The 23,981-nt window shown below is 69.3% G+C and carries 24 protein-coding genes and 3 pseudogenes; 21 read left to right on the top strand and 6 right to left on the bottom strand.

Features of this window, described 5'->3' with window-relative positions; genetic code table 11:
- Nucleotides 1–13: 13 nt before the first annotated feature.
- From Pflav_RS27980 to Pflav_RS27920, 13 genes and pseudogenes are all read left to right on the top strand, one after another.
- A pseudogene (locus Pflav_RS27980) lies at nt 14–1,308 on the top strand (serine hydroxymethyltransferase).
- Nucleotides 1,305–1,772 (top strand): hypothetical protein, encoded by a 468-nt coding sequence (locus tag Pflav_RS27975; protein WP_232071989.1) that lies wholly within the window; start codon nt 1,305–1,307, stop codon nt 1,770–1,772. Before Pflav_RS27980 ends, Pflav_RS27975 begins: the two are co-directional and overlap by 4 nt.
- 228 nt (nt 1,773–2,000) lie before the next feature.
- On the top strand, nt 2,001–2,159 hold the full coding sequence (locus Pflav_RS27970; RefSeq protein WP_232071987.1) for a hypothetical protein: 159 nt from the start codon (nt 2,001–2,003) through the stop codon (nt 2,157–2,159).
- 15 nt (nt 2,160–2,174) lie between these two features.
- Nucleotides 2,175–2,951, top strand: coding sequence for a F0F1 ATP synthase subunit A (gene atpB, locus Pflav_RS27965; RefSeq protein WP_173039466.1), 777 nt, complete (start codon nt 2,175–2,177; stop codon nt 2,949–2,951).
- 65 nt (nt 2,952–3,016) lie between these two features.
- Nucleotides 3,017–3,244 (top strand): ATP synthase F0 subunit C, encoded by a 228-nt coding sequence (locus Pflav_RS27960; RefSeq protein WP_173039464.1) that lies wholly within the window; start codon nt 3,017–3,019, stop codon nt 3,242–3,244.
- A 22-nt stretch (nt 3,245–3,266) separates the two neighbouring features.
- Complete coding sequence (locus tag Pflav_RS27955; protein ID WP_173039462.1) at nt 3,267–3,803, top strand: F0F1 ATP synthase subunit B; 537 nt, start codon at nt 3,267–3,269, stop codon at nt 3,801–3,803.
- Nucleotides 3,800–4,624 carry a F0F1 ATP synthase subunit delta gene (locus tag Pflav_RS27950; RefSeq protein WP_173042673.1) on the top strand — a complete coding sequence of 275 codons (825 nt, stop codon included), beginning with the start codon at nt 3,800–3,802 and terminating at the stop codon, nt 4,622–4,624. The genes Pflav_RS27955 and Pflav_RS27950 overlap by 4 nt, the downstream gene beginning before the upstream one ends.
- Nucleotides 4,625–4,662: 38 nt before the next feature.
- Entirely contained in the window at nt 4,663–6,306 is a 1,644-nt protein-coding gene (gene atpA, locus Pflav_RS27945; RefSeq protein ID WP_173039460.1) for a F0F1 ATP synthase subunit alpha, read from the top strand.
- A 9-nt stretch (nt 6,307–6,315) separates the two neighbouring features.
- Nucleotides 6,316–7,245 (top strand): F0F1 ATP synthase subunit gamma, encoded by a 930-nt coding sequence (locus tag Pflav_RS27940; protein WP_173039458.1) that lies wholly within the window; start codon nt 6,316–6,318, stop codon nt 7,243–7,245.
- Entirely contained in the window at nt 7,245–8,684 is a 1,440-nt protein-coding gene (gene atpD / locus Pflav_RS27935; protein ID WP_173039457.1) for a F0F1 ATP synthase subunit beta, read from the top strand. The genes Pflav_RS27940 and atpD overlap by 1 nt, the downstream gene beginning before the upstream one ends.
- A gap of 123 nt (nt 8,685–8,807) precedes the next feature.
- Nucleotides 8,808–9,923 carry an LCP family protein gene (locus Pflav_RS27930; protein WP_173039455.1) on the top strand — a complete coding sequence of 372 codons (1,116 nt, stop codon included), beginning with the start codon at nt 8,808–8,810 and terminating at the stop codon, nt 9,921–9,923.
- A 98-nt stretch (nt 9,924–10,021) separates the two neighbouring features.
- Nucleotides 10,022–10,303 carry a F0F1 ATP synthase subunit epsilon gene (locus tag Pflav_RS27925; RefSeq protein ID WP_173039453.1) on the top strand — a complete coding sequence of 94 codons (282 nt, stop codon included), beginning with the start codon at nt 10,022–10,024 and terminating at the stop codon, nt 10,301–10,303.
- Between the two features lie 10 nt (nt 10,304–10,313).
- Entirely contained in the window at nt 10,314–10,751 is a 438-nt protein-coding gene (locus Pflav_RS27920; RefSeq protein ID WP_173039452.1) for a DUF2550 domain-containing protein, read from the top strand.
- A 56-nt stretch (nt 10,752–10,807) separates the two neighbouring features.
- On the opposite strand, the gene Pflav_RS27915 is transcribed toward Pflav_RS27920, so the two are convergent.
- Both Pflav_RS27915 and Pflav_RS27910 read right to left on the bottom strand, forming a co-directional pair.
- Nucleotides 10,808–11,911 carry a beta propeller repeat protein gene (locus Pflav_RS27915; protein ID WP_173039450.1) on the bottom strand — a complete coding sequence of 368 codons (1,104 nt, stop codon included), beginning with the start codon at nt 11,909–11,911 and terminating at the stop codon, nt 10,808–10,810.
- Nucleotides 11,908–12,477 carry a cob(I)yrinic acid a,c-diamide adenosyltransferase gene (locus tag Pflav_RS27910; protein WP_173039448.1) on the bottom strand — a complete coding sequence of 190 codons (570 nt, stop codon included), beginning with the start codon at nt 12,475–12,477 and terminating at the stop codon, nt 11,908–11,910. The genes Pflav_RS27915 and Pflav_RS27910 overlap by 4 nt, the downstream gene beginning before the upstream one ends.
- 64 nt (nt 12,478–12,541) lie before the next feature.
- Here Pflav_RS27910 and murA point away from each other — a divergent pair, with 64 nt between their 5' ends.
- Together murA and Pflav_RS27900 are read left to right on the top strand one after the other, a co-directional pair.
- Nucleotides 12,542–13,834 (top strand): UDP-N-acetylglucosamine 1-carboxyvinyltransferase, encoded by a 1,293-nt coding sequence (gene murA / locus Pflav_RS27905; protein WP_377310526.1) that lies wholly within the window; start codon nt 12,542–12,544, stop codon nt 13,832–13,834.
- 102 nt (nt 13,835–13,936) lie between these two features.
- A complete protein-coding gene (locus tag Pflav_RS27900; RefSeq protein ID WP_173039446.1) occupies nt 13,937–14,791 on the top strand; it encodes a 3-hydroxyacyl-CoA dehydrogenase family protein in 855 nt (284 codons plus the stop codon).
- Here the strand turns inward: Pflav_RS27900 and Pflav_RS27895 are convergent.
- On the bottom strand, nt 14,788–15,579 hold the full coding sequence (locus Pflav_RS27895; protein ID WP_173039444.1) for an ABC transporter permease: 792 nt from the start codon (nt 15,577–15,579) through the stop codon (nt 14,788–14,790). The two genes, Pflav_RS27900 and Pflav_RS27895, sit on opposite strands and share 4 nt — an antisense overlap.
- A pseudogene (locus tag Pflav_RS27890) lies at nt 15,576–16,426 on the bottom strand (ABC transporter ATP-binding protein). Before Pflav_RS27890 ends, Pflav_RS27895 begins: the two are co-directional and overlap by 4 nt.
- A 196-nt stretch (nt 16,427–16,622) precedes the next feature.
- Between Pflav_RS27890 and Pflav_RS27885 the strand changes: the two are divergent.
- The 5 genes and pseudogenes from Pflav_RS27885 (at nt 16,623) to Pflav_RS27865 (ending at nt 20,090) form a co-directional block, all read left to right on the top strand.
- Nucleotides 16,623–16,976 carry a GntR family transcriptional regulator gene (locus tag Pflav_RS27885; protein WP_173039442.1) on the top strand — a complete coding sequence of 118 codons (354 nt, stop codon included), beginning with the start codon at nt 16,623–16,625 and terminating at the stop codon, nt 16,974–16,976.
- Nucleotides 16,973–17,848, top strand: a complete 876-nt coding sequence (locus tag Pflav_RS27880; RefSeq protein ID WP_173039440.1) for an ATP-binding cassette domain-containing protein — start codon at nt 16,973–16,975, stop codon at nt 17,846–17,848. The genes Pflav_RS27885 and Pflav_RS27880 overlap by 4 nt, the downstream gene beginning before the upstream one ends.
- Complete coding sequence (locus Pflav_RS27875) at nt 17,845–18,588, top strand: hypothetical protein (protein ID WP_173039438.1); 744 nt, start codon at nt 17,845–17,847, stop codon at nt 18,586–18,588. Before Pflav_RS27880 ends, Pflav_RS27875 begins: the two co-directional genes overlap by 4 nt.
- A 13-nt stretch (nt 18,589–18,601) precedes the next feature.
- Nucleotides 18,602–19,321 (top strand): annotated as a pseudogene (locus Pflav_RS27870) (ABC transporter ATP-binding protein); the annotation flags it as partial.
- A 22-nt stretch (nt 19,322–19,343) separates the two neighbouring features.
- The gene (locus tag Pflav_RS27865; RefSeq protein ID WP_173039434.1) at nt 19,344–20,090 is read left to right on the top strand and encodes an ABC transporter permease; all 747 of its coding nucleotides are present in this window, start codon (nt 19,344–19,346) and stop codon (nt 20,088–20,090) included.
- 113 nt (nt 20,091–20,203) lie between these two features.
- On the opposite strand, the gene Pflav_RS27860 is transcribed toward Pflav_RS27865, so the two are convergent.
- Entirely contained in the window at nt 20,204–22,519 is a 2,316-nt protein-coding gene (locus Pflav_RS27860; RefSeq protein WP_173039432.1) for an ATP-binding protein, read from the bottom strand.
- A 71-nt stretch (nt 22,520–22,590) separates the two neighbouring features.
- Complete coding sequence (locus Pflav_RS27855; protein WP_173039430.1) at nt 22,591–23,208, bottom strand: DUF4126 domain-containing protein; 618 nt, start codon at nt 23,206–23,208, stop codon at nt 22,591–22,593.
- 103 nt (nt 23,209–23,311) lie between these two features.
- Between Pflav_RS27855 and nucS the strand changes: the two genes are divergently transcribed.
- Entirely contained in the window at nt 23,312–23,971 is a 660-nt protein-coding gene (nucS, locus tag Pflav_RS27850) for an endonuclease NucS (RefSeq protein ID WP_173039428.1), read from the top strand.
- Nucleotides 23,972–23,981: the final 10 nt, after the last annotated feature.

Raw genomic sequence — 23,981 nt, 5'->3', positions numbered from 1 at the left:
GGTGACACCGTGGGTGGAGCCGCTCCCACTACAGTGTGTCGATGACCACCTTCTGGGGCCCGACTTCGGCGCGCTCGAAGCCAACGACCCGGAGATCGCCGCGGTGGTGCTCGGCGAGCTCGACCGGGTGCGCGGCGGGCTCCAGCTGATCGCGAGCGAAAACCTGACCTCGCCGGCGGTGCTCGCCGCGCTCGGCTCGACGCTGACCAACAAGTACGCGGAGGGTTACCCCGGAAGGCGCTACTACGGGGGGTGCGCCGAGGTCGACAAGGCGGAGGAGATCGGCATCGCGCGGGCCAAGGATCTCTTCGGTGCCGATCACGCCAACCTCCAGCCGCACAGCGGGTCGAGCGCCAACCTCGCGGCGTACGCGGCGCTGCTCCAGCCGGGCGACACGGTGCTCGCCATGGGCCTGCCACACGGCGGTCACCTGACTCACGGCAGCAAGGTGAACTTTTCTGGCAAATGGTTCGCAACGGTCGGCTACACCGTACGCAAGGACGACGAGCTGATCGACTACGACGAGGTACGCGAGCTGGCGCTGGCTCACCGCCCCAAGGTGATCATTAGCGGCGCCACGGCCTACCCCCGGCTGATCGACTTCGCGAAGTTCCGGGAGATCGCCGACGAGGTGGGCGCGTACCTGCTGGTCGACGCCGCGCACTTCATCGGGCTCGTCGCGGGCAAGGCGATCCCGTCGCCGGTAGCGCACGCCGACGTCGTCACCTTCACCACCCACAAGGTGCTACGCGGCCCGCGCGGCGGCATGATCCTGTGCCGCGCCGGGCTCGCCGAGCGGATCGACAAAGCGGTCTTCCCCTTCACCCAGGGCGGGCCGCTGATGCACGCCGTCGCCGCGAAGGCGGTCGCCCTCCGCGAGGCGTCGCTGCCCGAGTTCCAGGGGTACGCGGCACAGGTGGTCAAGAACGCCCAGGCGCTCGCCGCCGGGCTGGCCGCCGAGGGATGCGCCCGGTCTCCGGCGGCACCGACACCCACCTGGCGCTCATCGACCTGCGCGACGTGGGTGTCACCGGGCGCGAGGCGGAGGAGCGGTGTGACGCCGCCTCGATCACGCTCAACAAGAACGCGATCCCGTACGACCCGCAGAAGCCGATGGTCGCCTCGGGGGTTCGGGTGGGCACGCCGAGCGTGACCACCCAGGGCATGCGGGAGGCGGAGATGCGGCAGATCGCCGGGCTGATCGCCAAGGCGGTGCGGACCGACCCGGCGGCGGGCACAAGTACCCTGAGTGACGTGCGTTCCGAGGTCACCGAGCTGGTCCGAGCCTTCCCGGCGTACCCCCGATGACGGCCGGGGAGGCGATGACCGCGCCGGCGCCGGCGGCGGGCGACGACGAGCCCTGGCGGGTGCGGCACCTGCCCACGTTGCTGGTGACCAGCGCGGTGGTCATCGTGGTCGGTGCGGTGGTCGGCGGGCTGACGCAGGGCGGCGCCGGTGCGGTCGGCGCGGCCGTCGGCGTGGCCCTGCCCAGCGCCAGCTTCACACTGTCCACGGTGGTGCTGGCCTGGGCGGACAAGCAAAACCCGAGGCTTGTACTGCCCTTCGGCGTCGGCCTCTACGTGATGAAGTACAGCCTGCTCGCCGCCGCGATGATCCTGATCGGCACCAGCGAGTGGCCCGGCCTGGTGCCGTTCGGCTGGGGTGTGGCCGCGGGGATCGTCGCCTGGACCGGCGTGCATATCTGGTGGCTTGTCCGGGTTTGGCCGCGATGGCGCGACCGGACGATAGATCGACGGACAGCTGTGGAGTGACCGGCGTCTCATGCATTTGGCGAACACCCGGCGAACGATGGGCGACCGGACTTGCCAATGAGGAGTAGCGTACGGGCACAGACGACTCCAGTATCCCAGCCGCCCGCACAAGGCTCTTGCGTGGGGGTGAGTCGCACCCTCAAGAACCCTCCCTGATATGGTTCGGCGCGTCATGGCCGGTGACCAATCCCCCAACCACCTGCCGGCGGAGGCGCCGGGCAGGGTTGGGTGGCAATCAGCTACCTCATCGCGGGGATCGCGGTGTGGGGCTTCATCGGTTGGCTGGTCGACCGTTGGTTCGATCTCGGCGGAGTGCCGATCGGGATCGGAGCGATAGTCGGTGCGGCCGGGGGCGTCTATCTGGTAGTCCGCCGGCTCGGGGTCTAGAGGAGGGGCAGGGTCTTGAGCACCAGTCTTGCGGCGGAGGTGCCGTGGCCGCCGAGCGTGGAGGACTTCTTCCTTCCGCCGATCGCGGAGGGCACCGACCCCTGGTTCACCAAGATCACTGTCCTGGTGTGGGTCGCGGTCGCGATCCTCATCATCTTCTTCCTGGTTACCTACCGCGAGCCGAAGTTGGTGCCGACGAAGCGGCAGTGGATCGCCGAGTCGATCTACGGCTTCGTGCGCAACACGGTCGCCCGTGACCTGATCGGGCACCACGGGATCCGGTTCGCGCCGTACCTGACCACGCTCTTCTGCTTCGTACTGCTGATGAACCTCTTCAGCATCGTGCCGCTCATCCAGATCTCGCCCAACTCCCACATTGCTTTCCCGGCGATCCTGGCTCTGATCAGCTACGTGCTCTTCAACTACCTGGGCATCAAGCAGCACGGCTTCAGGAAGTACATGAAGAACTCACTGGTGCCGCCGGCGCCGTGGTTCATCCTGCCGATCCTGATCCCGATCGAGTTCATGTCGACCTTCCTCTTCCGCCCGTTCACGCTGGCGGTCCGTCTCTTCGCGAACATGTTCGCGGGTCACATGATCCTGCTGGTCTTCACGCTCGGCGGGTTCGTGATGCTGAACTCGACTCCCCTCCTCGCTCCGGTGTCGGTCCTGTCCTGGCTGATGACGATCGCGCTGACGTTCCTCGAGGCGATGGTGATCGTTCTGCAGGCGTACGTCTTCACCGTCCTGACCGCCAGCTACGTCCAGGGCGCGCTCGCCGAAGAGCACTGAGATCTGTAAGTTCCGTCGTCCCGCGCGTGATCGACACGCCGCGATAACCAGGAGGAAGCACAGCTATGCCACTGCTCGCTGAGGTAACGGGCAGCACCGCCGCCATCGGCTACGGCCTGGCCGCCATCGGCCCGGGTATCGGCGTCGGCCTGATCTTCGCCAGCTACGTGCAGGCGACCGCGCGCCAGCCGGAGTCGTCCCGCCTGACGCAGCCGTTCGTCTGGATCGGCTTCGCCGTGGTCGAGGCGCTCGCCCTGCTGGGTGTCGCGTTCGGCTTCATCTGGGCTGGCTGACAGCCTCGAACGGAGGTTTCGAATGTTCAGTTTCGCCGCCGAGGGAGGCGCGGAGCACAACCCGATCATCCCGCTCTGGCAGGAGATCGTGGTCGGCACGGTCGCGTTCGCGGTCCTGTGCTACGTGCTGATGAAGTTCGTCTTCCCTCGTATGGAGCAGACCTTCCAGGCGAGGGTCGAGGCCATCGAGGGTGGCATCAAGCGGGCCGAGGCGGCGCAGGCCGAGGCAAACCAGCTGCTGGAGCAGTACCGCGCCCAGCTGGCCGAAGCCCGTACGGACGCCGCCCGGATCCGGGACGACGCGCGTGCCGACGCCGAGGGTATCCGGCAGGACGTCCTGGCAAAGGCACGGGAGGAGTCCGACCGCATTATCGCGGCGGGCAAGGAGCAGCTCGCTGCCGAGCGGTCGACGATTATCCGTGAGCTGCGGGCCGAGGTCGGCACGATCGCCGTCGATCTGGCCAGCAAGATCGTGGGTGAGTCGCTGGCCGACGAGGCACGGCGCAAGGGCACGGTCGAGCGCTTCCTGTCCGACCTCGAAAGCTCCGGGGCCCGCTGATGGCCTCTGTCAGCCGGGAGTCGTACGCCGCCGCCAGCGAGCGGCTGGAGGCGCACGCCCGCCGGGCCAACCCGGAGACGATCGCCGGCACCGCCGGCGACGTCCTCGGGGTGGCTGACCTGCTGCGTCGCGAGCCACGGCTGCGCCGGGCGCTCTCCGACCCGGCCCGGCCCGGGGAAGACCGCGCCGGTCTGCTCTCCACCCTGCTTGAGGGCAAGGTCGGCAAGCCCGCCCTCGACATGGTCGGCGCGCTGGTGGCCGGGCGGTGGTCGGCGCCGTCCGAGCTGCTCGGCGCGACCGAGCGGCTCGGCGTGGAGGCGCTGCTGGCCAGCGCCGACCGGGCCGGCGACCTCGGCGAGGTGGAAGACGAGCTGTTCCGGTTCGGGCAGATCGTTACCGCCGACCCGGCGCTCGGTGGGACGCTGAGCGATGTGATCGCACCGGTCGCACAGCGGGCCGAGCTCGTCCGGGCGTTGCTTTCGGGCAAGGCCAAGGCGGTGACGGTCCGGCTGGTCGAGGTGGCTCTGGCCGGGTTCGGCGGGCGCTCGTTCGACGGCGCGCTCGCCCGGCTGGTCGAGCTGTCGGCAGAGCGGCGGGACCGCCAAGTGGCCTATGTCACCGTGGCCGCCCCGCTGACCGACGAGGAAGAGCGCCGGTTGGGCGCCAAGCTCGCCGAACTGTACGGTCGAGAAGTCTCCGTGAAGCAGCTTGTGCAGCCGGAGATCCTCGGCGGGATGAGCGTGCGGGTCGGCTCCGACCTGTACGACGGCACGGTCCTACGCCGGCTCACCGACACACGCAACGCGCTCGCGAAGCGCTAGCCCGCTTTGAACCACTCGAACCCAGAAGGAAGCTGAGGATGGCCGAGCTGACCATCTCGACCGAGGAGATCCGCGGCGCCCTGGAGCGCTACGTCTCCTCGTACACGCCTGACATCTCCCGCGAGGAGGTCGGCACCGTCACCGACGCCGGCGACGGCATCGCCCACGTCGAGGGCCTGCCCTCGACGATGGCCAACGAGCTGCTGGAGTTCGAGGACGGCACGCTGGGCGTGGCGCTCAACCTCGACGTCCGCGAGATCGGTGTCGTGGTCCTCGGCGAGTTCGCCGGGATCGAGGAGGGCCAGCGGGTCAAGCGGACCGGCCGAGTGCTCTCCGTGCCGGTCGGTGACAAGTTCCTGGGCCGCGTGGTCAACGCGCTGGGCCACCCGATCGACGGCCTCGGCGACATCGAAAACGAGGGCTACCGCGAGCTTGAGATCCAGGCGCCCAACGTTATGGCCCGCCAGCCGGTGAGCGAGGCGCTCCAGACCGGCATCAAGGCCATCGACGCGATGACGGCGATCGGCCGGGGCCAGCGGCAGCTGATCATCGGCGACCGCAAGACCGGCAAGACCACCGTCGCGCTGGACGCGATCCTCAACCAGCGGGCCAACTGGGAGTCCGGCGACCCGAAGAAGCAGGTCCGCTGCATCTACGTCGCCATCGGCCAGAAGGCGTCCACGATCGCGTCGGTCAAGGGCACGCTCGAAGAGCACGGCGCGATGGAGTACACCACCATCGTCGCCTCGCCGGCCTCCGACCCGGCTGGCTTCAAGTACATCGCTCCGTACGCCGGCTCGTCGATCGGCCAGCAGTGGATGTACGGCGGCAAGCACGTCCTGATCGTCTTCGACGACCTGACCAAGCAGGCCGAGGCGTACCGCGCGGTGTCGCTGCTGCTGCGCCGCCCGCCGGGCCGCGAGGCGTACCCCGGTGACGTCTTCTACTTGCACTCCCGGCTGCTGGAGCGCTGCGCCAAGCTCTCCGACGAGATGGGCGCTGGCTCGATGACTGGCCTGCCGATCATCGAGACCAAGGCGAACGACATCTCCGCGTTCATCCCGACCAACGTCATCTCGATCACCGACGGCCAGATCTTCCTGGAGACCGACCTGTTCAACCAGGGCGTGCGGCCGGCGATCAACGTGGGCACCTCGGTGTCCCGCGTGGGTGGCGCGGCACAGGTGAAGCCGCTGCGCAAGGTCGCCGGCCGGCTCCGGCTGGACCTCGCGCAGTTCCGCGAGCTGGAGGCGTTCGCCGCGTTCGCGTCCGACCTGGACCGGGCGTCCCGCGCTCAGCTGGACCGGGGTTCCCGGCTGGTCGAGCTGCTCAAGCAGACCAACTACACCCCGTACCCGGTCGAGGAGCAGGTCGTCTCGATCTGGGCCGGCACCGAGGGCAAGCTCGACGACGTCCCGGTTGGCGAGATCGGGCGGTTCGAGTCCGAGTTCCTGGAGTTCCTGCGCCACTCGTACAAGGCGACGCTCCAGTCGATCGCGGCCAACAACTGGGACGACGACATCATCGGGGCGCTCGACGAGGCGATCACGAAGTTCAAGCAGATGTTCCTGGCCAAGGAGCGGAGCGCGGTCGGCACCGAGGCGGCCGCCGAGCCGCTGGAGGGTGAGCAGGAGCACGAGACCGTGACCCGCTACCGCGACACCTCACCCGAGAAGCAGTAGGGACGACCGATGGCGGCCCAGGTTCGCGTTCTTCGTCAACGGATCCGCTCGGCGAAGTCGATGAAGAAGATCACCAAGGCGATGGAGCTCGTTGCGACGAGCCGCATCGCCAAGGCCCAGGCGCGGGTGGCGGCGTCCCTGCCGTACGCCCAGGCCATCACCGGCGTGCTGACGGCGCTGGCGTCCAACGCCAGCGTCGACCACCCGCTGCTGACGGCGCGTCCCCAGGTGCGGCGGGCCGGCGTTCTGCTCATCACGAGCGACCGTGGCTTGGCCGGTGGCTACAGCTCCAACGCGATCAAGACGGCCGAGTCGCTGACGGCGCGCCTGCGCGAGGACGGCAAGGAGCCGGTGCTGTACGTCATCGGCCGCAAGGGCGTGACGTACTACCGGTTCCGCAACCGCCCGATCGAGCAGAGCTGGACCGGCTTCTCGGAGCAGCCGGCGTTCAACGACGCGCGGGCCGTGGGTGAGACGCTGATCAAGGCGTTCACCCACGGTGCCGACGACGGCGAGGACCACTCCGGCCCGGACGGGGTACAGGGTGTGGATGAGTTGCACATCGTGTACACCGAGTTCAAGTCGTTGATGACGCAGACGCCGACGACCCGGATCATCGGACCCATGGAGGTCGAGGAACGGCCTCGTGTGGAGGGCGTCCTCCCGGCGTACGAGTTCGAGCCGGAGGCGGAGGCGCTGCTCGACGCGCTGCTGCCCAAGTACATCAACACGCGCATCTACGCCGCTCTGCTGGAGTCGGCGGCGAGCGAGTCGGCGGCCCGCCGGCGCGCGATGAAGAGCGCGACGGACAACGCGGAAGAGATGATCCAGAACTACACGCGGGAGATGAACTCCGCGCGTCAGGCCGGGATCACCCAGGAGATCAGCGAGATCGTCGGCGGCGCCAACGCGCTCGCCGCTTCGGGAAGTGAAGTGTGATGACTGCACCAGTAGAGACCAAGACCGCCACGGGCCGCGTGGTCCGGGTCATCGGCCCGGTCGTCGACGCCGAGTTCCCGCGCGACGCGATGCCCGACATCTTCAACGCGCTACAGGTGACCGTGTCGCTCTCCGAGGGTGACAAGATCCTGACCCTGGAGGTCGCCCAGCACCTGGGTGACAACATGATCCGCGCGATCTCGATGCAGCCCACCGACGGCCTGATCCGGGGCGCCGAGGTGCGCGACACCGGCTCGCCGATCACGGTGCCGGTCGGCGACGCCACCAAGGGTCACGTGTTCAACGCGATCGGGGACTGCCTCAACCTCAAGGAGGGCGAGCGCCTCGAGATCAGCGACCGGTGGCAGATCCACCGCAAGCCTCCGGCGTTCGCCGACCTCGAGCCCAAGACCGAGATGCTGGAGACCGGCATCAAGGTGCTCGACCTGCTCGCCCCGTACGTCAAGGGCGGGAAGATCGGCCTCTTCGGTGGTGCCGGCGTGGGCAAGACGGTGCTCATCCAGGAGATGATCATCCGGGTTGCCAACAACTTCGGTGGTACCTCGGTGTTCGCCGGCGTCGGTGAGCGCACCCGCGAGGGCAACGACCTCATCCTGGAGATGACCGAGACCGGCGTTATCGACAAGACCGCGCTGGTCTACGGCCAGATGGACGAGCCGCCGGGCACCCGCCTCCGGGTCGCCCTGTCGGCGCTGACGATGGCCGAGTACTTCCGCGACGTGCAGAAGCAGGAAGTGCTGCTCTTCATCGACAACATCTTCCGGTTCACCCAGGCCGGTTCCGAGGTCTCCACCCTGCTGGGCCGGATGCCCTCGGCCGTGGGTTACCAGCCCACGCTGGCCGACGAGATGGGCGAGCTTCAGGAGCGGATCACCTCGGTCCGTGGCCAGGCCATCACCTCGATGCAGGCGATCTACGTGCCGGCGGACGACTACACCGACCCGGCGCCGTCCACCACGTTCGCCCACCTGGACGCGACCACCAACCTGGAGCGGTCCATCTCCGACAAGGGCATCTACCCGGCGGTGGACCCGCTGGCGTCCTCGTCCCGGATCCTCGCGACGGAGTACGTCGGCCAGGAGCACTACACGGTCGCCTCCGAGGTCAAGCGGATCCTCCAGCGGTACAAGGACCTCCAGGACATCATCGCGATCCTCGGCCTGGAGGAGCTCTCCGAGGACGACAAGGTCACGGTGGGCCGGGCCCGGCGGATCGAGCGCTTCCTGTCGCAGAACACCTACGCGGCGAGGGTCTTCACCGGTATCGAGGGCTCCTTCGTGCCGATCAAGGACACCGTCGAGGCGTTCAAGAAGATCAGCGAGGGCGAGTACGACCACTTCCCCGAGCAGGCCTTCTTCATGTGCGGCGGCCTCGACGACCTCGAGCGCAACGCCCGCGAGCTTATGAAGAACGACTGATCTGCCCCCTTTTCAACCGAAGGCGCCCGCCAGTTCCCGGCGGGCGCCTTTGTATATGCCGAGATACTTTTGGGTAGCAAACCTTCACGCCCTCCTGATCCGTCTTACCTGTAGAGGGAACCCGTGATTGGAGGCCGCGTGGGCCAGGCGAGCCGTCGACTGCCCAGATGGGCCGTGCTGTGCACTGTCTTCGGCACGCTTTTGGTGCTCGGCAGTGGAGGCGCGCTGCTCGCCAGTGAGGTGCTGCTGTCCCGCTACGAGGCCACGGTGCAGACCGCCGACCTCTTCGGCGACCAGGCCGACCCGACGCCCGAGCCCAAGACCGACATCAAGGGCCCGCTCAACATCCTGCTGGTCGGCATCGACCCCCGGGTCGACAACCCCAACGAGCCGCCCCGCTCCGACTCGATCCTCATCCTGCACGTCCCGGACGCGCACGATCGGGCCTACCTGTTCTCGATCCCGCGCGACCTGCTGGTCGAGATCCCGCGGTTTCCCAAGGCCGACTTCGGGGGCGGGCGCGACAAGATAAACGCCGCGATGGCGTATGGCAGCAGGGTCCCCGGCCAGGAGGTGCCCGACCCGGCCCGCGGCTTCGAGCTTCTGGCCAGCACGATCACGCAGTACACGGGCATCAAGCGCTTCGACGCCGGTGCGATCGTCAACTTCCAGGGCTTCCGCAAGATCGTCGACGCCATGGGCGGGGTCACGATGACTCTCGACATGGACATCCGCTCCGAGCACCTCAAGCCGGACGGCAGCGGGCGCGATGGCAACCCCTACGGCGACGGGTACGTGGGGCCGCAGAAGCTGTACAAGAAGGGCACTCACGAGCTCAAGGGCTGGGAGGCGCTCGACATCGTGCGGCAGCGCAAGACGGTTGGCGGCGACTATGTGCGGCAGCGCCACCAGCAGCAGTTCATCAAGGCGATGGTCAACCAGGCGTTCAGCAGGGACGTGGTGACCAACCCGGGCAAGCTCGACGCCGTGCTGCGCGCCGGCGGCCAGTCACTTGTCTTCAACGGCCGCGGCCACAGCGTGGTCGACTACGCTTTCACGTTGCGCAACATCCGTTCCGACTCGATCACCATGGTCAAGCTCCCCGGCGAAGGGGTCGGTAGCGGCCGAAACTACCGAGGGGAGCGGCTGGTCTCCCCGTCCGAGGACTTCTTCGCGGCGGTACAGGACGACACCGTCGACGCGTTCATGGCAGCGCACCCCGAGATGATCAATAAATGACGGTCTGTTTGTGACTGTGTTGCGCGCCACCCTCGTTAGGGCGACGTCGGTCCGCTGTTTAAACTCGGTCTAATCCCCAGAGTTACCGAGGAGACAGCGTGGCGAACCAGCTGCACGTCGAGGTTGTAGCGGTCGAGGAAAAGATCTGGTCCGGCGAGGCCGAGATGCTCGTCGCACGGACCACCGAGGGTGAGCTGGGTGTGCTTCCCGGCCACGCGCCCCTGCTGGGCCAGCTGGCCGAGCCGGGCCAGGTCCGCGTCAAGATCTCTGGTGGCGACGAGATCAGCTATGACGTGTCGGGTGGCTTCCTCTCCATCACGGACGAGGGCGTGACGGTGCTCGCGGAGAGCGCCGAGCAGGCCGCTCCAGCCGCTCGCTGACAGTACGCCGATGCTGGTCTTGGAGTGGATCGGGATCGGCATACTCATCCTGCTCGCCTTCGTGGCGACCCTGTTCATCCGCCGTGCCGTCATGGCGGGCAGCGGGACCATCAGGCTTAACCTCCGCGTGTCGACAATGCTCGACGGCCGCGGGTGGTCTCCGGGATTCGGCCGCTTTGCCGGTGACGAGCTGCGCTTCTACCGCATGTTCAGCCTCGCCATCCGCCCGAAGCGCCGCCTTTCCCGCGACGGCTTGGTGGTGGAGCGCCGGCGCAGACCGGAGGGACAGGAGCTGATGAGCATCCCCGCCGACTGGGTGATCCTCCGCTGTCTGAGCCACCAGGCTCCCGTCGAGATCGCGATGGCCAAGACGACGGTGACGGGTTTCATGTCGTGGCTGGAGGCCGCCCCACCCGGGGCGGTCTCCTCGTTTCTGGCCACCCACTAGCCTCGCCCCGGCCTCACCCGCTCAGCAGGGGCCGCGCGCACGCCAATCTGTGCGCCCTAGGCGGCGCTCGCCAGCCAGAGCCGCGCCTGTGTGCCGTCGTCGGTGGCGAGGAGCACGGTGTCCCCGTTCACGGCGGTCGCGGCGACCGTCTCGGCCGTCACCGGCAGGGATACCGGCATCGCCGCCTCCTGCCAGCTGGCGCCGCCGTCCCGGCTGGTCCACATCCGGCAGGCCGTGCCCGCCGCGGCGGTGACCACGCCCAGACCGCTGTCGACCGCGGCGGCGGGCAGCGCGGCGGCGGACAGGGACAGGAAGCGCCACCCGTTCGCGTCGCCGAATGTGCCGCGTCGCTGCCAGGTCGTGCCGTCGTACCACCAGGAGCCGGCCTGGCCCACGCCCAGCGTGCCGCTCCCGTACGGGGTGACCAGCGCCAGCGGTCCGCCCACCGGGACCGGAGTCCACGTCGTGCCGCCGTCCTCCGAGGTCCAGGAGGCGCCGGTGAGCGTGGTCCCGTACGCCTCGCCGGCCATGAGCCAGCCGCCGCCCGGCAGGGGTGCCACGTCGGTACCCCGCGCGGCGGATCCTGGGGCGACGAGCGTGCGCTGGAACGTGGCACCGTCCGCCGAGTGCCACAGTGCGGGGCCGGGGGAGCCGTCCGGGCCTAGCCAGTTGCCGACGATGGCCCAGGCGGCGGGGGCGCCCAGTGATGCGGCCGCGGCACCGACGCCGACCGAGTCCTGTCCTCCGAACTGGGTGAAGGCCGGCTCGTACTCCAGCCAGCTCCCGTCCGCCCGGCTGCGCCACGTGCTGGTACGCGGGTTGCCGTGCGCACCGCCCGAGGCAGCGCCCACCGCCACCGCGTCGGCGCCCCGGCAGGCGACCGTGGAGAGCGTGCTCTGCCTGCCGTAGAAGCTGACGGGCGCGAGCCGTACCCCGGTCCAGGTCATGCCGTCCGTGCTCCGCCAGGCCGCCGGTCCGGTCGGGAGGCCGCCCACCGCGAGCCAGTGGTCGTCGCAGAACGCGACGTCCTGGATTGTCGCGCCGGCGGCCGGGAGGGTGACCTCGCGCCAGGTGAGGGTATGAGGCGTGGGTGGGACAGGCGGCGGCGACGAGCAGGACGCGAGGGCGAGCACGCACAGGGCGAGCGCGCCAGATCTCACCTGTTGGCGCCCGGTGCCCAGACCACGTCTCCGGCGGGATTTGCGGTTCTCGCCAGGATGAACAGCAGATCGGACAGCCTATTGAGATACTTTGCCGGGAGGGTACCGGTTCGGTCCGGATCGCTCTCCACGAGAGTCCACGCCGCACGCTCGGCACGGCGCGCAACAGTGCGTGCCACGTGCAGCAGCGCGGCGCCCGGCGTACCACCGGGCAACACGAAGGAGTCGAGTGTGGACAGTTGCGCGTTGAAGTCGTCGCACCAGCCCTCGAGCCGGGTCACGTACTCCTCGGTGATCCGCAGCGTCCGCCCCTCGCCCGGCGACTCCGGGTTGGCCAGATCGGCGCCCACGTCGAAGAGATCGTTCTGCACGGTGCCGAGCACGGCCCGTACCTCGTCGGTGAGCTGCCCAAGCGCGAGCGCGACCCCGATGGCGGCGTTGCACTCGTCCACGTCGGCGTACGCCGCGATCCGCGGGTGAGTCTTTGGCACCTGCTCGTTGTTGACGAGCCGGGTCGCGCCGGTGTCGCCGGCTTTCGTGTAGATCCTGGTGAGGTGGACGGCCATGAGCCTTAGCGTACGACCGTCAGCGGTCCCGGCCGACGACATGGCGGAGACAGAAGCTTCTACGATGGCCGACGTGGATGTGATCCAGGTGCTCGGTGGGGCGCGGCTGGCAGGCGAGGTACACGTCGTCGGCGCCAAGAATTCGGCCCTCAAGCTCATGGCGGTGGCGCTGCTGGCGCCCGGCCGGAGCGTGGTGCGCAACATCCCCAGGATCACGGATATCGCGATCATGGGTGAGGTCCTGCGGCGGCTAGGCTGCACGGTGGAGTACACGGGCGACGACGTCTCGATCGACGTCCCCGAGGAGACCGGCACCGAGGCCGACTACGACCTCGTGCGGCGGCTGCGCGCCTCGATCTGCGTGCTCGGCCCGCTCCTGGCGCGGCGCGGGTTCGTGCGGGTGGCCCACCCGGGCGGCGACGCGATCGGCTCGCGTGGGCTCGACATGCACATCGACGGGCTGGCCCGGATGGGTGCGGAGATCACCGGCGAGCACGGCTTCGTGATCGCCTCGGCGCCACGCGGGCTGCGGGGTGCGACGATCTGGCTCGACTTCCCCAGCGTGGGCGCCACCGAAAACCTGCTGATGGCGGCGGTGCTGGCGCGCGGCGAGACGGTTATCGACAACGTGGCCCGCGAGCCGGAGATCGTCGACATCTGCACGATGCTCTCCGAGATGGGCGCCCGCATCGAGGGGGCCGGCACGTCCACGCTGCGCGTGCAGGGCGTGACCGAGCTGCGCCCGGTGCATCACTCCACGATCGGTGACCGCATCGTGGGCGGTACCTGGGCGTTCGGCGCGGCGATGACGCGGGGAGACGTCACGGTGACCGGGGTTAACCCCGCCCACCTGGAGATCGCCCTCGACAAGGTGATCTCGGCGGGCGGCCTGGTGGAGACCCGGTCCAACTCATTCCGCGTGCAGATGGATCGCCGCCCGAACGCGGTCGACGTGGTCACGCTGCCGTTCCCGGGCTTCCCGACCGACCTGCTGCCGATGGCGATCGGCCTCTCCTCGGTCAGCGACGGCTCGTCGCTCGTCACGGAAAACATCTTCGACGGCCGGTTCATGTTCGTGAACGAGATGGTCCGCCTCGGTGCCGACATCCGCACCGACGGTCACCACGCCGTGGTGCAGGGGCGGGAGCGGCTCTCCAGCGCGCCGGTACGGGCGACCGACATCCGGGCCGGTGCCGGGCTGGTGATGGCCGCGCTCTGCGCCGACGGCATGACCGAGGTGTCGCACGTGCACCACATCGACCGTGGCTACCCGGACTTCGTGCCGAACCTGCGCGGCCTGGGAGTCAAGGTCGAGCGGGTGGCCGCGCCGGAGGAGCCGACCTTCACATTCCAGTAGAGCGCCCTCGGGCCAGCGCCATGGCGTCAGCCTCGCACCTCAAGCTCATCCTGAATGGTCGTTTAGCATCCATCCATGGCTAACGAGTTGAGGAGTGAGGGCATGGCGGGTCGACTGGCGGTCGTCGGGGCCGGGCTGATGGGTTCGGGCATCGCCCAGGTGGCCGCGCAGGCTGGCTGGGAGGTCACTCTCCGCGATCTCGATGACGCGGCGACGAGCCGGGGCCTGGCGGGGATCCGCAAGTCGCTGGAGAGGTTCGCGAGCAAGGGGACGATCGAGCCCGGCGACGTGGAGGCCACGCTGGGCCGCATCACCCCGACCACCGAGCTGGAGGCGGCGGCCGAGGCGGACATCGTGGTCGAGGCGGTGTTCGAGCGGCTGGACGTCAAGCAGGAGGTCTTCCGGCAGCTCGACAAGATCTGCCGGCCGGAGGCAGTGCTGGCGACGAACACGAGCGCGATCCCGGTCACCCAGATCGCCGCCGCCACCCAGCGGCCCGAGTCGGTCGTGGGTACACACTTCTTCTCGCCGGTGCCGATGATGAAGCTCTGCGAGCTCGTGCGCGGGTACAAGACGTCGGACGCCACGCTGGCGACGGTCCGGACCTTCGCCGAGGAGGTCGGCAAGACGTGCGTGGTGGTCAACCGCGACATCGCCGGATTCGTGACCACCCGGCTTATCTCCGCGCTGGTGGTAGAGGCGGTCAAGCTCGTCGAGTCCGGCGTCATCTCGCCGGAGGACCTGGACACCGCGTGCAAGCTCGGCTTCGGCCACGCGATGGGTCCGCTGGCCACCACCGACCTGACCGGCGTCGACGTGCTGCTGCACGCCACGAAGAACATCTACACCGACACCGCGGACGAGAAGTTCTTCCCGCCAGAGCTACTCCAGCGCATGGTCGCCGCCGGTGACCTCGGCCGCAAGAGCGGCCGAGGCTTCTACGACTACCAGTCCTAACGGCTGTACTTGTTCTGCCAGCTAAAGGTGCGGATACACACCACCAGGCCGACCACGCACCAGGCGCACAGGACCAGCGCGACCTTGCCCAGCTCCCAGCTGCCGGCCGGCTCGGCGGCGGCGAACGAGTCGGGCAGGAAGACCGACCGCAGCCCCTGACACATCCACTTCAGCGGGAAGATCGCCGCGATCTGCTGCATCCACGTGGGCAGGTCGGTGAAGACGAAGAACACCCCCGAGATGAACTGAAGCACCAGCGCCACCGGGGTCACGACCGCGGTGGCGCTGCGCGCGTTGCGGGGTACCGACGAGAACGCGATGCCGCACAGCGTGGACGCGGTCAGCCCCAGCAACGACACCCAGGCGAACGTGAACCACTTCTCGGCCGAGGCGGGTGCGTGCAGGTCGAAGAGGGTGATCGAGATGACCAGCAGGATCGCCACCTCGATTACCCCGATGGCGGCCACCATGAGCACCTTGCCGGCGAAGTAGACCCATTTAGGCATTGGTGTACCGCGATAGCGCTTGAGTACGCCCTTGTCCCGTTCGATGGGGATCTGGATGCCGAGGTTCTGGAAGCCGACGGTCATCAAGCCGGTCGCGATCATGCCGGTGATGAAGTACTGCGTGTAGTTCACGCCCGGCGCGATCTCGTCGTTGAAGATCGAGGCGAAGATCAAGATCATGATGACCGGGAACGCCATCGTGAACACGACCGCCTCGCGGCTGCGCATGAACTGCTTGATCTCGAGGGTGCCCTGCCGGCGCGCCAGGTCCACGCTGCTCATGCCACGGCTCCGATCATGCGTAGGTAGACGTCCTCCAGGGTGGGGCGGGTGACGGTCAGGCCGGGCACCTCGCCATCGAAGCGCGCGGCCAGCTCGGCGACGAGCGCCGTCGGCGTCTCGCTCTCCTTCGACTCGACCGAGCCGTCGGGGGTACGCCACGAGACTGTTGCCGGCGCGCCCTCCCGGTTGCCCAGCCGGCTCGGCTCGGCCACCTCGACGAGCCGCCCGTCGGCGATCACGCCTACCCGCTGGGCGAGCGCCTCCGCTTCGTCCAGGTAGTGGGTGGTCAGCATGATCGTGGTACCGGCGCCGTTGAGCTCCCGGATCAGCTGCCAGAACTCCCGCCGCGCCTCCGGGTCGAAGCCGGTCGTCGGCTCGTCCAGGAAGAGCAGCTCGGGCCGGCCCACGATGCCGAGCGCCACATCCAGCCGCCGCCGCTGCCCGCCGGAGAGGCTGTGTGTCCGGGCCTTCGCCTTGTCGGTCAGCCCGACTCGCGCGATCACATCGTCGGGGTCGTCCGCCTTTGGATAGAACGCCGCGAAGTGGTGTACCAGCTCACCGACAGTGAGCTCCTCGAACTCCCCGGTGCCCTGTAGCACTATCCCACCCGCGTCCGCCATTCGGCGGTCGGGGCGGCGGGGTCCAGGCCGAGCACGCTCACCTCGCCGCCGTCGCGCTTGCGGTATCCCTCCAGGATTTCGACAGTGGTGGTCTTGCCGGCCCCGTTCGGGCCGAGGAGGGCGAAGACCTCGCCCCGCCGTACATCCAGGTCCAGGCCATCGACCGCCACCGTGCGGCCGTATGCCTTGCGCAGCCCCTTCACCGAGACCGCGAGATCGTTCCCCATGGGCAGACACTATGTCGGAGCAATCTCTGGCGTATCGCCCGCCCGGACAGGTCAGCGGGCAAAGAGCGGCGAGAGTCCGCAGCCCGCCGCACCCCGGTGAACGGCGCGATCAGGAACCGACCCATTGACCGCCTCAGTTCTTCGGTGCTACGGTTCATTAGTCAAGTAACGAACCTAAGAACCTTGAGGTGCTCCCGTGTTTGACGACCGGAGTCCGATCTATCTGCAAATCGCCGACAAGATCAAAGAGGACATCCTGAGCGGGGCACTTGGGGAGGACGAGCAGGTCATGTCCACCAACCAGTACGCGAGCTACTACCGGATCAACCCAGCCACCGCGGCCAAGGGCTTCCAGCAGCTGGTCGAGGAGGGCGTCCTGTACAAGCGGCGTGGCATCGGCATGTTCGTCAGCGCCGATGCCCGCGAAAAGCTGCGCGCCGAGCGGCGTGAGCGCTTCTTCGAGGAGGTCGTCGACGCGATGATCGCTGAGGCCCGAGTGATCGGCATCTCTCTGGACGAGATCGTCCGGCGGATCGAGGGGGCGAGGTGACCCTCTCCGTCGAGGTCAAAGACCTCACGATCCGGTACGGGGACACGGTCGCCGTGGACAGGCTCACGCTCAGGCTGGCCGGCGGCAAGATCTACGGCTTGCTCGGGCGCAACGGCTCGGGCAAGACAAGCGTGCTCTCGGCCGTCTCCGCGTTCCGCCCGGCGACCAGCGGCGCGGTGCTCGTCGGCGACGCCGAGCCCTTCGAAAACGCCGCACTGACCCGGCAGATCTGTTTCGTGCGGGACCGGGTGGACGCGCAGGACACCGACCGGGTCACCGCCGTGCTCCGGATGGCCCGCGCGTTGCGCCCCAACTGGGACGAGGAGTACGCGCAGGCCCTGATCGAGCGCTTCCGCCTGCCGGTCAGGAAGCGGATCAGTGGGCTCTCCCGAGGCATGAAGTCGGCGCTCAGCGTCACGCTCGGCCTGGCCGCGCGGGCGCCACTCACTATCTTCGACGAGTCCTACCTGGGGATGGACGCCCCCTCGCGGTACGCGTTCTACGACGAGCTGCTCAACGACTACATGACCCACCCGCGCACGATCATCGTCTCCACGCACCTGATCGAGGAGGTGGGCTCCCTCTTCGAGGAGGTCGTGATCCTCGACAAGGGCCGCCTGGTGGCGCACGAGGAGACCGAGGCGCTGCGCGCGCGGGGCGTCGCGGTCACCGGCCCGGCCGACACGGTCGCGGCGTTTACCGAGGGGCGCACGGTGCTGGGTGACCAGCGGCTGGGCGGCACCCGCTCGACCACGATCTACGGCCAGCTCACCGATGACGAGCGGGCCAAGGCCCGGTATGCCGGGCTGGACCTGGGCCCGGTCGGGCTCCAGGACCTCTTCGTCCACCTGACCGCCGAGGAGCGGCCATGAGCGAGCGCAGCGCGCGAATCGTCAACACCCCTCTGATCGTCTCGCGTGCCCAGCTGCGCGCCGCCCTGCCCATGATCGCCGGCTACTGGGGCGTCATGGCCGTGATCTACACGGTGATCATCACCGCGGTGCTGGCTGCTGGCGACACCGAAGTCAGCATCTGGGCCACCTCCGGCGGATCGGCACCCAAGTACTTCCTGCTGGCCGTCGGCGTGATGCTGACGACGGTGTTCCTCCCGGCCTACGTGGGCAACGGGGTCACCCGGCGCCATTTCGTGCTCGGCGGTTCGCTCTACCTCCTCGTGATCGCCGCGGTGTACGCGGTCATCATGACGCTCGGCTACGTCGTCGAGCACGGCATCTACACCTCGGCCGATCTCATGGGCGGCTTGCAGGAGCCGTACCCGGTGCTGAACGTCACGGACGGGCTGGTCGCGCTCGTCGCCGAGCTGTGCATCGGCATCGTCTACCTGTGCTGCGGGTGGCTGATGGGCACCTGCTTCTACAGGTGCGGCAACTGGCTGGGCATCGGCCTCATCCCGCTGACGGTCGCGCCGGCGATCGTGACCGAGATCGGCTTCGACGCGCTCTGGTTTGGCCACCTCATCAACAACGGGCTCGGCATCGAGCGTCCGCCGCTGGCAGTCGGCGTGCTCATGGCCGCCGCCTGCATCGCGGTGGCCTGGTCCGTCAACTTCGCGCTCGTCCGCGCGGTCGCCATCAAAAAAGTTTCCGGCTGAACGGGGAGGCACCATGCCGGTCATCGAGATATCCAACCTCAGGAAGACGTACGGCCAGACCGTGGCCGTTTCGGACGTGTCGTTCACAGTGGACAGTGGCGAGATCTTCGGGATCCTCGGTCCGAACGGCGCGGGCAAGACGACCACGGTGGAGGTGCTGAGCGGCCTGCGCCGGCGCGACGGCGGCACGGTGCGGGTGCTCGGCAAGGACCCAGACCGCGACGGCGCCGAGCTGCGGGAGCTGGTCGGCGTGCAGCTCCAGGAGAGCGAGCTGCCTGAGCGGATCCGGGTGTGGGAGGCGCTGGACCTGTACAGCTCCTTCTACCGCAAGCCCGCCGACTGGCGCGAGCTGCTCGACGTGCTGGGGCTCTCCGCGCGGCGCGACGCCCGCTACGGCACGCTCTCCGGCGGACAGAAGCAGCGGCTCTCCATCGCGCTCGCGCTGGTCGGTGACCCGCAGGTGGCCGTGCTCGACGAGCTGACCACGGGGCTCGACCCGGCGGCCCGGCGGGAGACGTGGGCGCTGATCGAGAGCGTCCGAAACCGGGGCGTCACGGTGGTACTTGTCACGCACTTCATGGACGAGGCCGAGCGCCTCTGCGACCGGGTGGCGGTGATCGACGCCGGCCGTACCGTCGCGGTCGACAAGCCGGCCGCCCTCATCGCCAAGGTCCAGGCCGAGCGTGGCCTCACGCGGGCCACTCTCGAAGACGCCTACCTGGCCCTCACCGGCCACGAGATCGGGGTTTAGCGCCATGTCCACCGCAGTCGCGCGGCTGACCATTGTGGAGTCCAAGCTCTTCCTCCGGGACACGACGACCATGGTCATGGGCGTCGCCTTCCCCGCTGTACTGCTGCTCCTGCTCGGCCTCGCGATCCCCGGCTTCCGGGACGCGACAGACGACCTGGACGGGCTGCGGCCGATCGACATCTACGTGCCGATCGTGCTCGCGATGGCGATCTGCACGACGAGCGTGAGCGTGCTGCCGACGTACCTGGCGACGTACCGGGAGCGGGGCGTGCTGCGCCGGCTGGCCACCACACCAGTCGGCCCGGTCAAGCTGCTCGGTGCGCAGCTTGTGGTCAACGGCGCGGGCACGCTCGTCGCGGTCGGGCTGGCGGTTGTCGTCGGCGCGGTGGCGTTCGGCGTGGACCTGCCCCAGCAGGTGCTTGGCTTCCTGATCGCGCTCGTGTTCGGTACGGCCGCGATGTTCGCGATGGGCCTGCTGATCGCGGCGGTCGCGCCGCGGGCGAAAACCGCCACCGGGATCGGCATGCTCGTGTACTTCCCGATGCTCTTCTTCGCTGGCGTGTGGACGCCCGGACCGGTCATGCCGGACGGGCTGCGGCGGGTCAGTGACTTCACACCGCTGGGCGCCGCGTCCCAGGCGATGCAGGACGCGTGGAGCGGCAGCTTCCCGTCCGCGCTGCACCTGGTCGTGATGGTGGGCTACCTGCTGGCGGCCGGCGCGCTCGCGGCACGGCTCTTCCGCTGGGAGTGACCCACCGCGAGTGATCGGCAAGGGGATGTGGCGGGGCACGGGGCCCGCCACATCTCCGCCTTCTGGACCTTGCAGCGCCCCGCCTGGCTCTAGCGAGGCGTGGGAGATGGGCATCAGAAGCCTTCGAGGCGCTCCTGGAGGCTCTCCCGCCGGCGCGGCGCGTCGGGAAGCGGCGTATCGCCGATAAGCGCCTCGGCCGCGCGCCACTCGCCCCGCGCCTCGGCCTCCCGCCCGAGATCGGCCAGCGCCTGGGCACGCAGCAGCCGAGCCCGCCCGTTGCGCACCCGGTCGCGCAGCCGCTCGAACTGGTCGATCGCCGCATCGCACGCCGCGATCGCGTCTGCGGGGCGCCCGGCCGTGGCGGCCACCTCGCCCATCGCCTGGTAGGCCAGGCCGACGCCGATGCCGTGGCGGATTTCCTCGAACAGCCCCAGCGCCGCGCGCATGTCCTGGACCGCGTCGTCGTACCGCCGCTCGTCGACGGCGAGCCAGCCGCGCTCGATCAGCCCGTGCCCGTACGCGAAGCGGTCCTTCCCGCCGCGCGCCAGCTCCAGCGCCTCGGCGTTGAGCGTGACCGCCTCCGCCCGCCGCCCGGTGAACCGATAGGCCGTGCTCAGCCCGAGCAGCGTCCACGGCCGCCGGTGGTCCTGCGCGGCCTGCATCAGCTCGCGCGCCCGCTCCAGCACCGGCGCGGCGAGCTCGGGCTGCCACAGCGAGTTGAAGAGCGTGCCCAGCGCGATGCGAGCACCCACCTCCTCGTCGACATCGTCCAGCTCGACGAAGAGGTCAACCGCCCGCTCCAGCGCCACCCGGGCCTCGTCGAAGCGGCTGAGGTCGCGCAGGCACTCGCCGTACACGGTGAACGCCTCGGCCTCCGCGGCGCCGTCGCCGAGCCGCTCGGCGATGGCCACGGCCTCGGCAGCGGGCTCGAGCGCGCGGGTCACCTCACCGGCGTCGCGGTACGCCGACGAGACCCACCGCAGGGCGCGGGCCCGTCGCGCCTCGTCGCCGAGCTCGGCCGCGGCGACCGCCGCCTCACGCCACAGCGCGAGCCGGTCCGGGTGGTCGGCGGAGTCGGTCAGCAGCGGGTGCACAGTGCCGACGATGGTCCACGCCGCCTCGTACGCCCCGATCGCCACCGCGTGCCGCACGCCGGCCACGATGTTTTCCCGCTCTTCCGCGGCGGCGTGCGCGGCGAGCCAGTCCAGGTAGGGCGCCGGCGTGTACTGCGGCTCCTCGATGGAGAGTCGCTCGGTGGCGAAGAGGCGCAGCAGGTCATGCAGCTGGTAGCGGTCAGGCGCTGGCGACTCGACGAGGTGCACGTCGACAAGCCGCTCCAGCGCCCGCTCGGTGGTCGGCTCGTCGCGTCGCGCCAGCGCGGCTGCCGCAGCGGGGCCGAAGACACGCCCGGGGTGCGCCCCGGCCCGGCGGAACACCTGGCGGTCCACTTCGGACAGCTCGCGATACGACGCCTCGAAGCTGGAGCGCACCGCGAGGTCTTCGTGCTCCAGCTCGTTGAGGCGGCGCCGCTCGTCGGCGAGCCGGGTGGCCAGGTCGCCCAGGCTCCACGCGGGACGGGCCTTGAGCCGGGCGGCCGCGATCCGCACCGCGAGCGGGAGACCGCCGCAGAGCTCGACGATCCGGGCCACGCCCTCCGGATCGTCGTCCACCCGGGCATCGCTCGCCGCGTGGACGAAGAGATCCCGCGCGTCCGCGTCGTCCAGCCCGCCGAGCGGATGGGAGACGGCGTGCGGCAGGTTGGCGATGAGCCGCCGGCTGGTGATGATGACCAGGCAGCCAGCGCCGCCGGGCAGCAGCGGGAGCACCTGGGCCGCGTCGCGGGCATTGTCGAGCACGATCAGCAGTCGCCGGTCGGCGACCGCGGAACGGTAGCGCGCCGCGAGGTCGTCCACACCGCCGCGCCGCTCGTCCTCCGGCACGCCCAGCCGGTCGAGGAAGCGGGTGAGCACCTCCTCTGGCGGCACCGGGTCGGGACCCGCACCGCGGAGCGTCGCGTAGAGCTCGCCGTCCGCGAAGAGGTGTCGGCGTTCGTGCGCCACGTGCAGGGCCAGCGTGGACTTGCCGGCGCCGGGCGGCCCAGCGATCGCCAGCACCCGGCAACCAGCGGCCAGCACCCGGTTGACCGCGGCGAGGTCGGACTTGCCGGCGAACGCGGTGACCGCCGCCGGCAGCTCGCGAGGCACCTGCCGGGGGACAGGTCGTGGGCCAGGGCCGGGCGACTGCTGCAGGATCGCCAGCCCGACCGCGATCGCGCCGAGCAGGGCGATCGCTGGCCAGGCCAGCCAGGACACGCCGCTCAGCGGGCCGGGCAGCGAACCGCCGGTGGCCACGTTGACAGCCACGGCCAGCATCACCGACAGGAGACCGGAGGTCACCGCGATCAGCACGATCGGCCGGCCCTCGCGCACGCGCACTCTCCTGTTGTCTCGCCGGACAGCGGCCGCGCCGGAACCGGGGGCAGTGGCTGCGTCCCCTGTGGTCAGACGCGGAAGCCGGCAGCCCGAGCGGCCTGGCGCTCGCGCTTGCGCTCCCGCCGCCGCCGGACCAGCCAGACGAACGCTAGCACCATCGCGACGAGGAAGAAGAGCACCAGGAACGGCAGCACGATCGCGATCACCGACATGAACACGCTGGTGGCGTCTTCCGCGGTGCTGGCTACGGGCGCACCGAAACCGGCAGTCCCCGCATTGATCACCGGTCGCGCGGTCGCCTTGAGGCCGTGGATGCCGAGCGCGATGAGCACGCCCACCAGCACCGGCACCCACTGGTTGGAGGAGAAGAACTGCCCCGGGTCGCTTACCGTCACGGTCTCCGCGCTCGAGCCCGCGCTGAAGGCGAGCCCGCCCGCCGTCGGTCGCACCACGGTCTGCACAACGTCGTTGACGCTGTCGACCATCGGGATCTTGTCGGCGAAGAACTCGACCGCGAGCAGCAGGGCCAGGATCGTGAGCACCCAGCCGTTGCTCAGCCAGCTCCACCCGCTGGGCAGCTCGATCAGGTCGGTGTAGCGCGCGAGCAGACCCATCGTGAGCAGGGGAATGTACGCATTCAGCCCGGACGACGCGGCCAGGCCCGTACCGGTGAGCGCTTCCAACACGTATCCCAGCATCGCATCGCGGTGCCACTTGTGACGGTCTATCCGCTCCGCCCTCCGGCGGGGCCTCCGGGTCACGCCGCGCCTGTTTGGCTAGTCTCTCCGGGTGCGGTTGGTGATTGCGCGGTGCTCGGTGGACTACGTCGGACGGCTCTCGGCGCACCTGCCGCTGGCGACCCGGCTGCTCATGGTCAAGGCGGACGGGTCGGTCTCCATCCACGCCGACGATCGCGCCTACAAGCCGCTGAACTGGATGAGTCCGCCCTGCCGCCTGGAAGAGGCGCCGGGCGTGTGGCGCGTGGTCAACAAGGCCGGCGAGGAGCTGCGCATCACGCTGGAGGAGATCTTCCAGGACACCTCCTACGAGCTGGGCGTCGACCCGGGCCTGCAGAAGGACGGCGTCGAGGCGCACCTCCAGGAGCTGCTCGCGGCCAATCCGACCACGCTCGGCGACGGCTTCACACTGGTGCGCCGCGAATACATGACCGCGATCGGCCCGGTCGACCTGCTCTGCCGGGACGCCTCGGGCGCGGCGGTCGCCGTCGAGGTCAAGCGCCGAGGTGAGATCGACGGTGTCGAGCAGCTGACCCGCTACCTGGAGCTGCTCAACCGCGACCCGCTGCTGGCGCCGGTGGCTGGCGTCTTCGCCGCGCAGGAGATCAAGCCGCAGGCGCGGGTGCTGGCCGAGGACCGGGGCATCCGCTGCGTGGTCGTCGACTACGACAAGCTCCGCGGCATCGAGCGCGACGAGCTCACGCTTTTTTGAGAGGTGAGCG

Origin of the sequence: Phytohabitans flavus, from assembly GCF_011764545.1 — a bacterium.
Taxonomy (GTDB): Bacteria; Actinomycetota; Actinomycetes; order Mycobacteriales; family Micromonosporaceae; genus Phytohabitans; species Phytohabitans flavus.
Note: the sequence above shows the minus strand (reverse complement) of the source record. Positions and strands in the feature narration are given on the sequence as shown.

Coding starts and splice junctions, on each gene's coding strand:
- Pflav_RS27975 (WP_232071989.1), top strand. CDS start 1,305: ATGACGGCCGGGGAGGCGATGACCGCGCCGGCGCCGGCGGCGGGCGAC.
- Pflav_RS27940 (WP_173039458.1), top strand. CDS start 6,316: ATGGCGGCCCAGGTTCGCGTTCTTCGTCAACGGATCCGCTCGGCGAAG.
- Pflav_RS27895 (WP_173039444.1), bottom strand. CDS start 15,579: ATGAGCAGCGTGGACCTGGCGCGCCGGCAGGGCACCCTCGAGATCAAG.
- Pflav_RS27865 (WP_173039434.1), top strand. CDS start 19,344: ATGTCCACCGCAGTCGCGCGGCTGACCATTGTGGAGTCCAAGCTCTTC.
- Pflav_RS27920 (WP_173039452.1), top strand. CDS start 10,314: ATGCTGGTCTTGGAGTGGATCGGGATCGGCATACTCATCCTGCTCGCC.
- Pflav_RS27955 (WP_173039462.1), top strand. CDS start 3,267: ATGTTCAGTTTCGCCGCCGAGGGAGGCGCGGAGCACAACCCGATCATC.
- Pflav_RS27910 (WP_173039448.1), bottom strand. CDS start 12,477: ATGGCCGTCCACCTCACCAGGATCTACACGAAAGCCGGCGACACCGGC.
- atpA (WP_173039460.1), top strand. CDS start 4,663: ATGGCCGAGCTGACCATCTCGACCGAGGAGATCCGCGGCGCCCTGGAG.
- Pflav_RS27875 (WP_173039438.1), top strand. CDS start 17,845: ATGAGCGAGCGCAGCGCGCGAATCGTCAACACCCCTCTGATCGTCTCG.
- atpD (WP_173039457.1), top strand. CDS start 7,245: ATGACTGCACCAGTAGAGACCAAGACCGCCACGGGCCGCGTGGTCCGG.
- murA (WP_377310526.1), top strand. CDS start 12,542: ATGGCCGACGTGGATGTGATCCAGGTGCTCGGTGGGGCGCGGCTGGCA.
- Pflav_RS27960 (WP_173039464.1), top strand. CDS start 3,017: ATGCCACTGCTCGCTGAGGTAACGGGCAGCACCGCCGCCATCGGCTAC.
- Pflav_RS27900 (WP_173039446.1), top strand. CDS start 13,937: ATGGCGGGTCGACTGGCGGTCGTCGGGGCCGGGCTGATGGGTTCGGGC.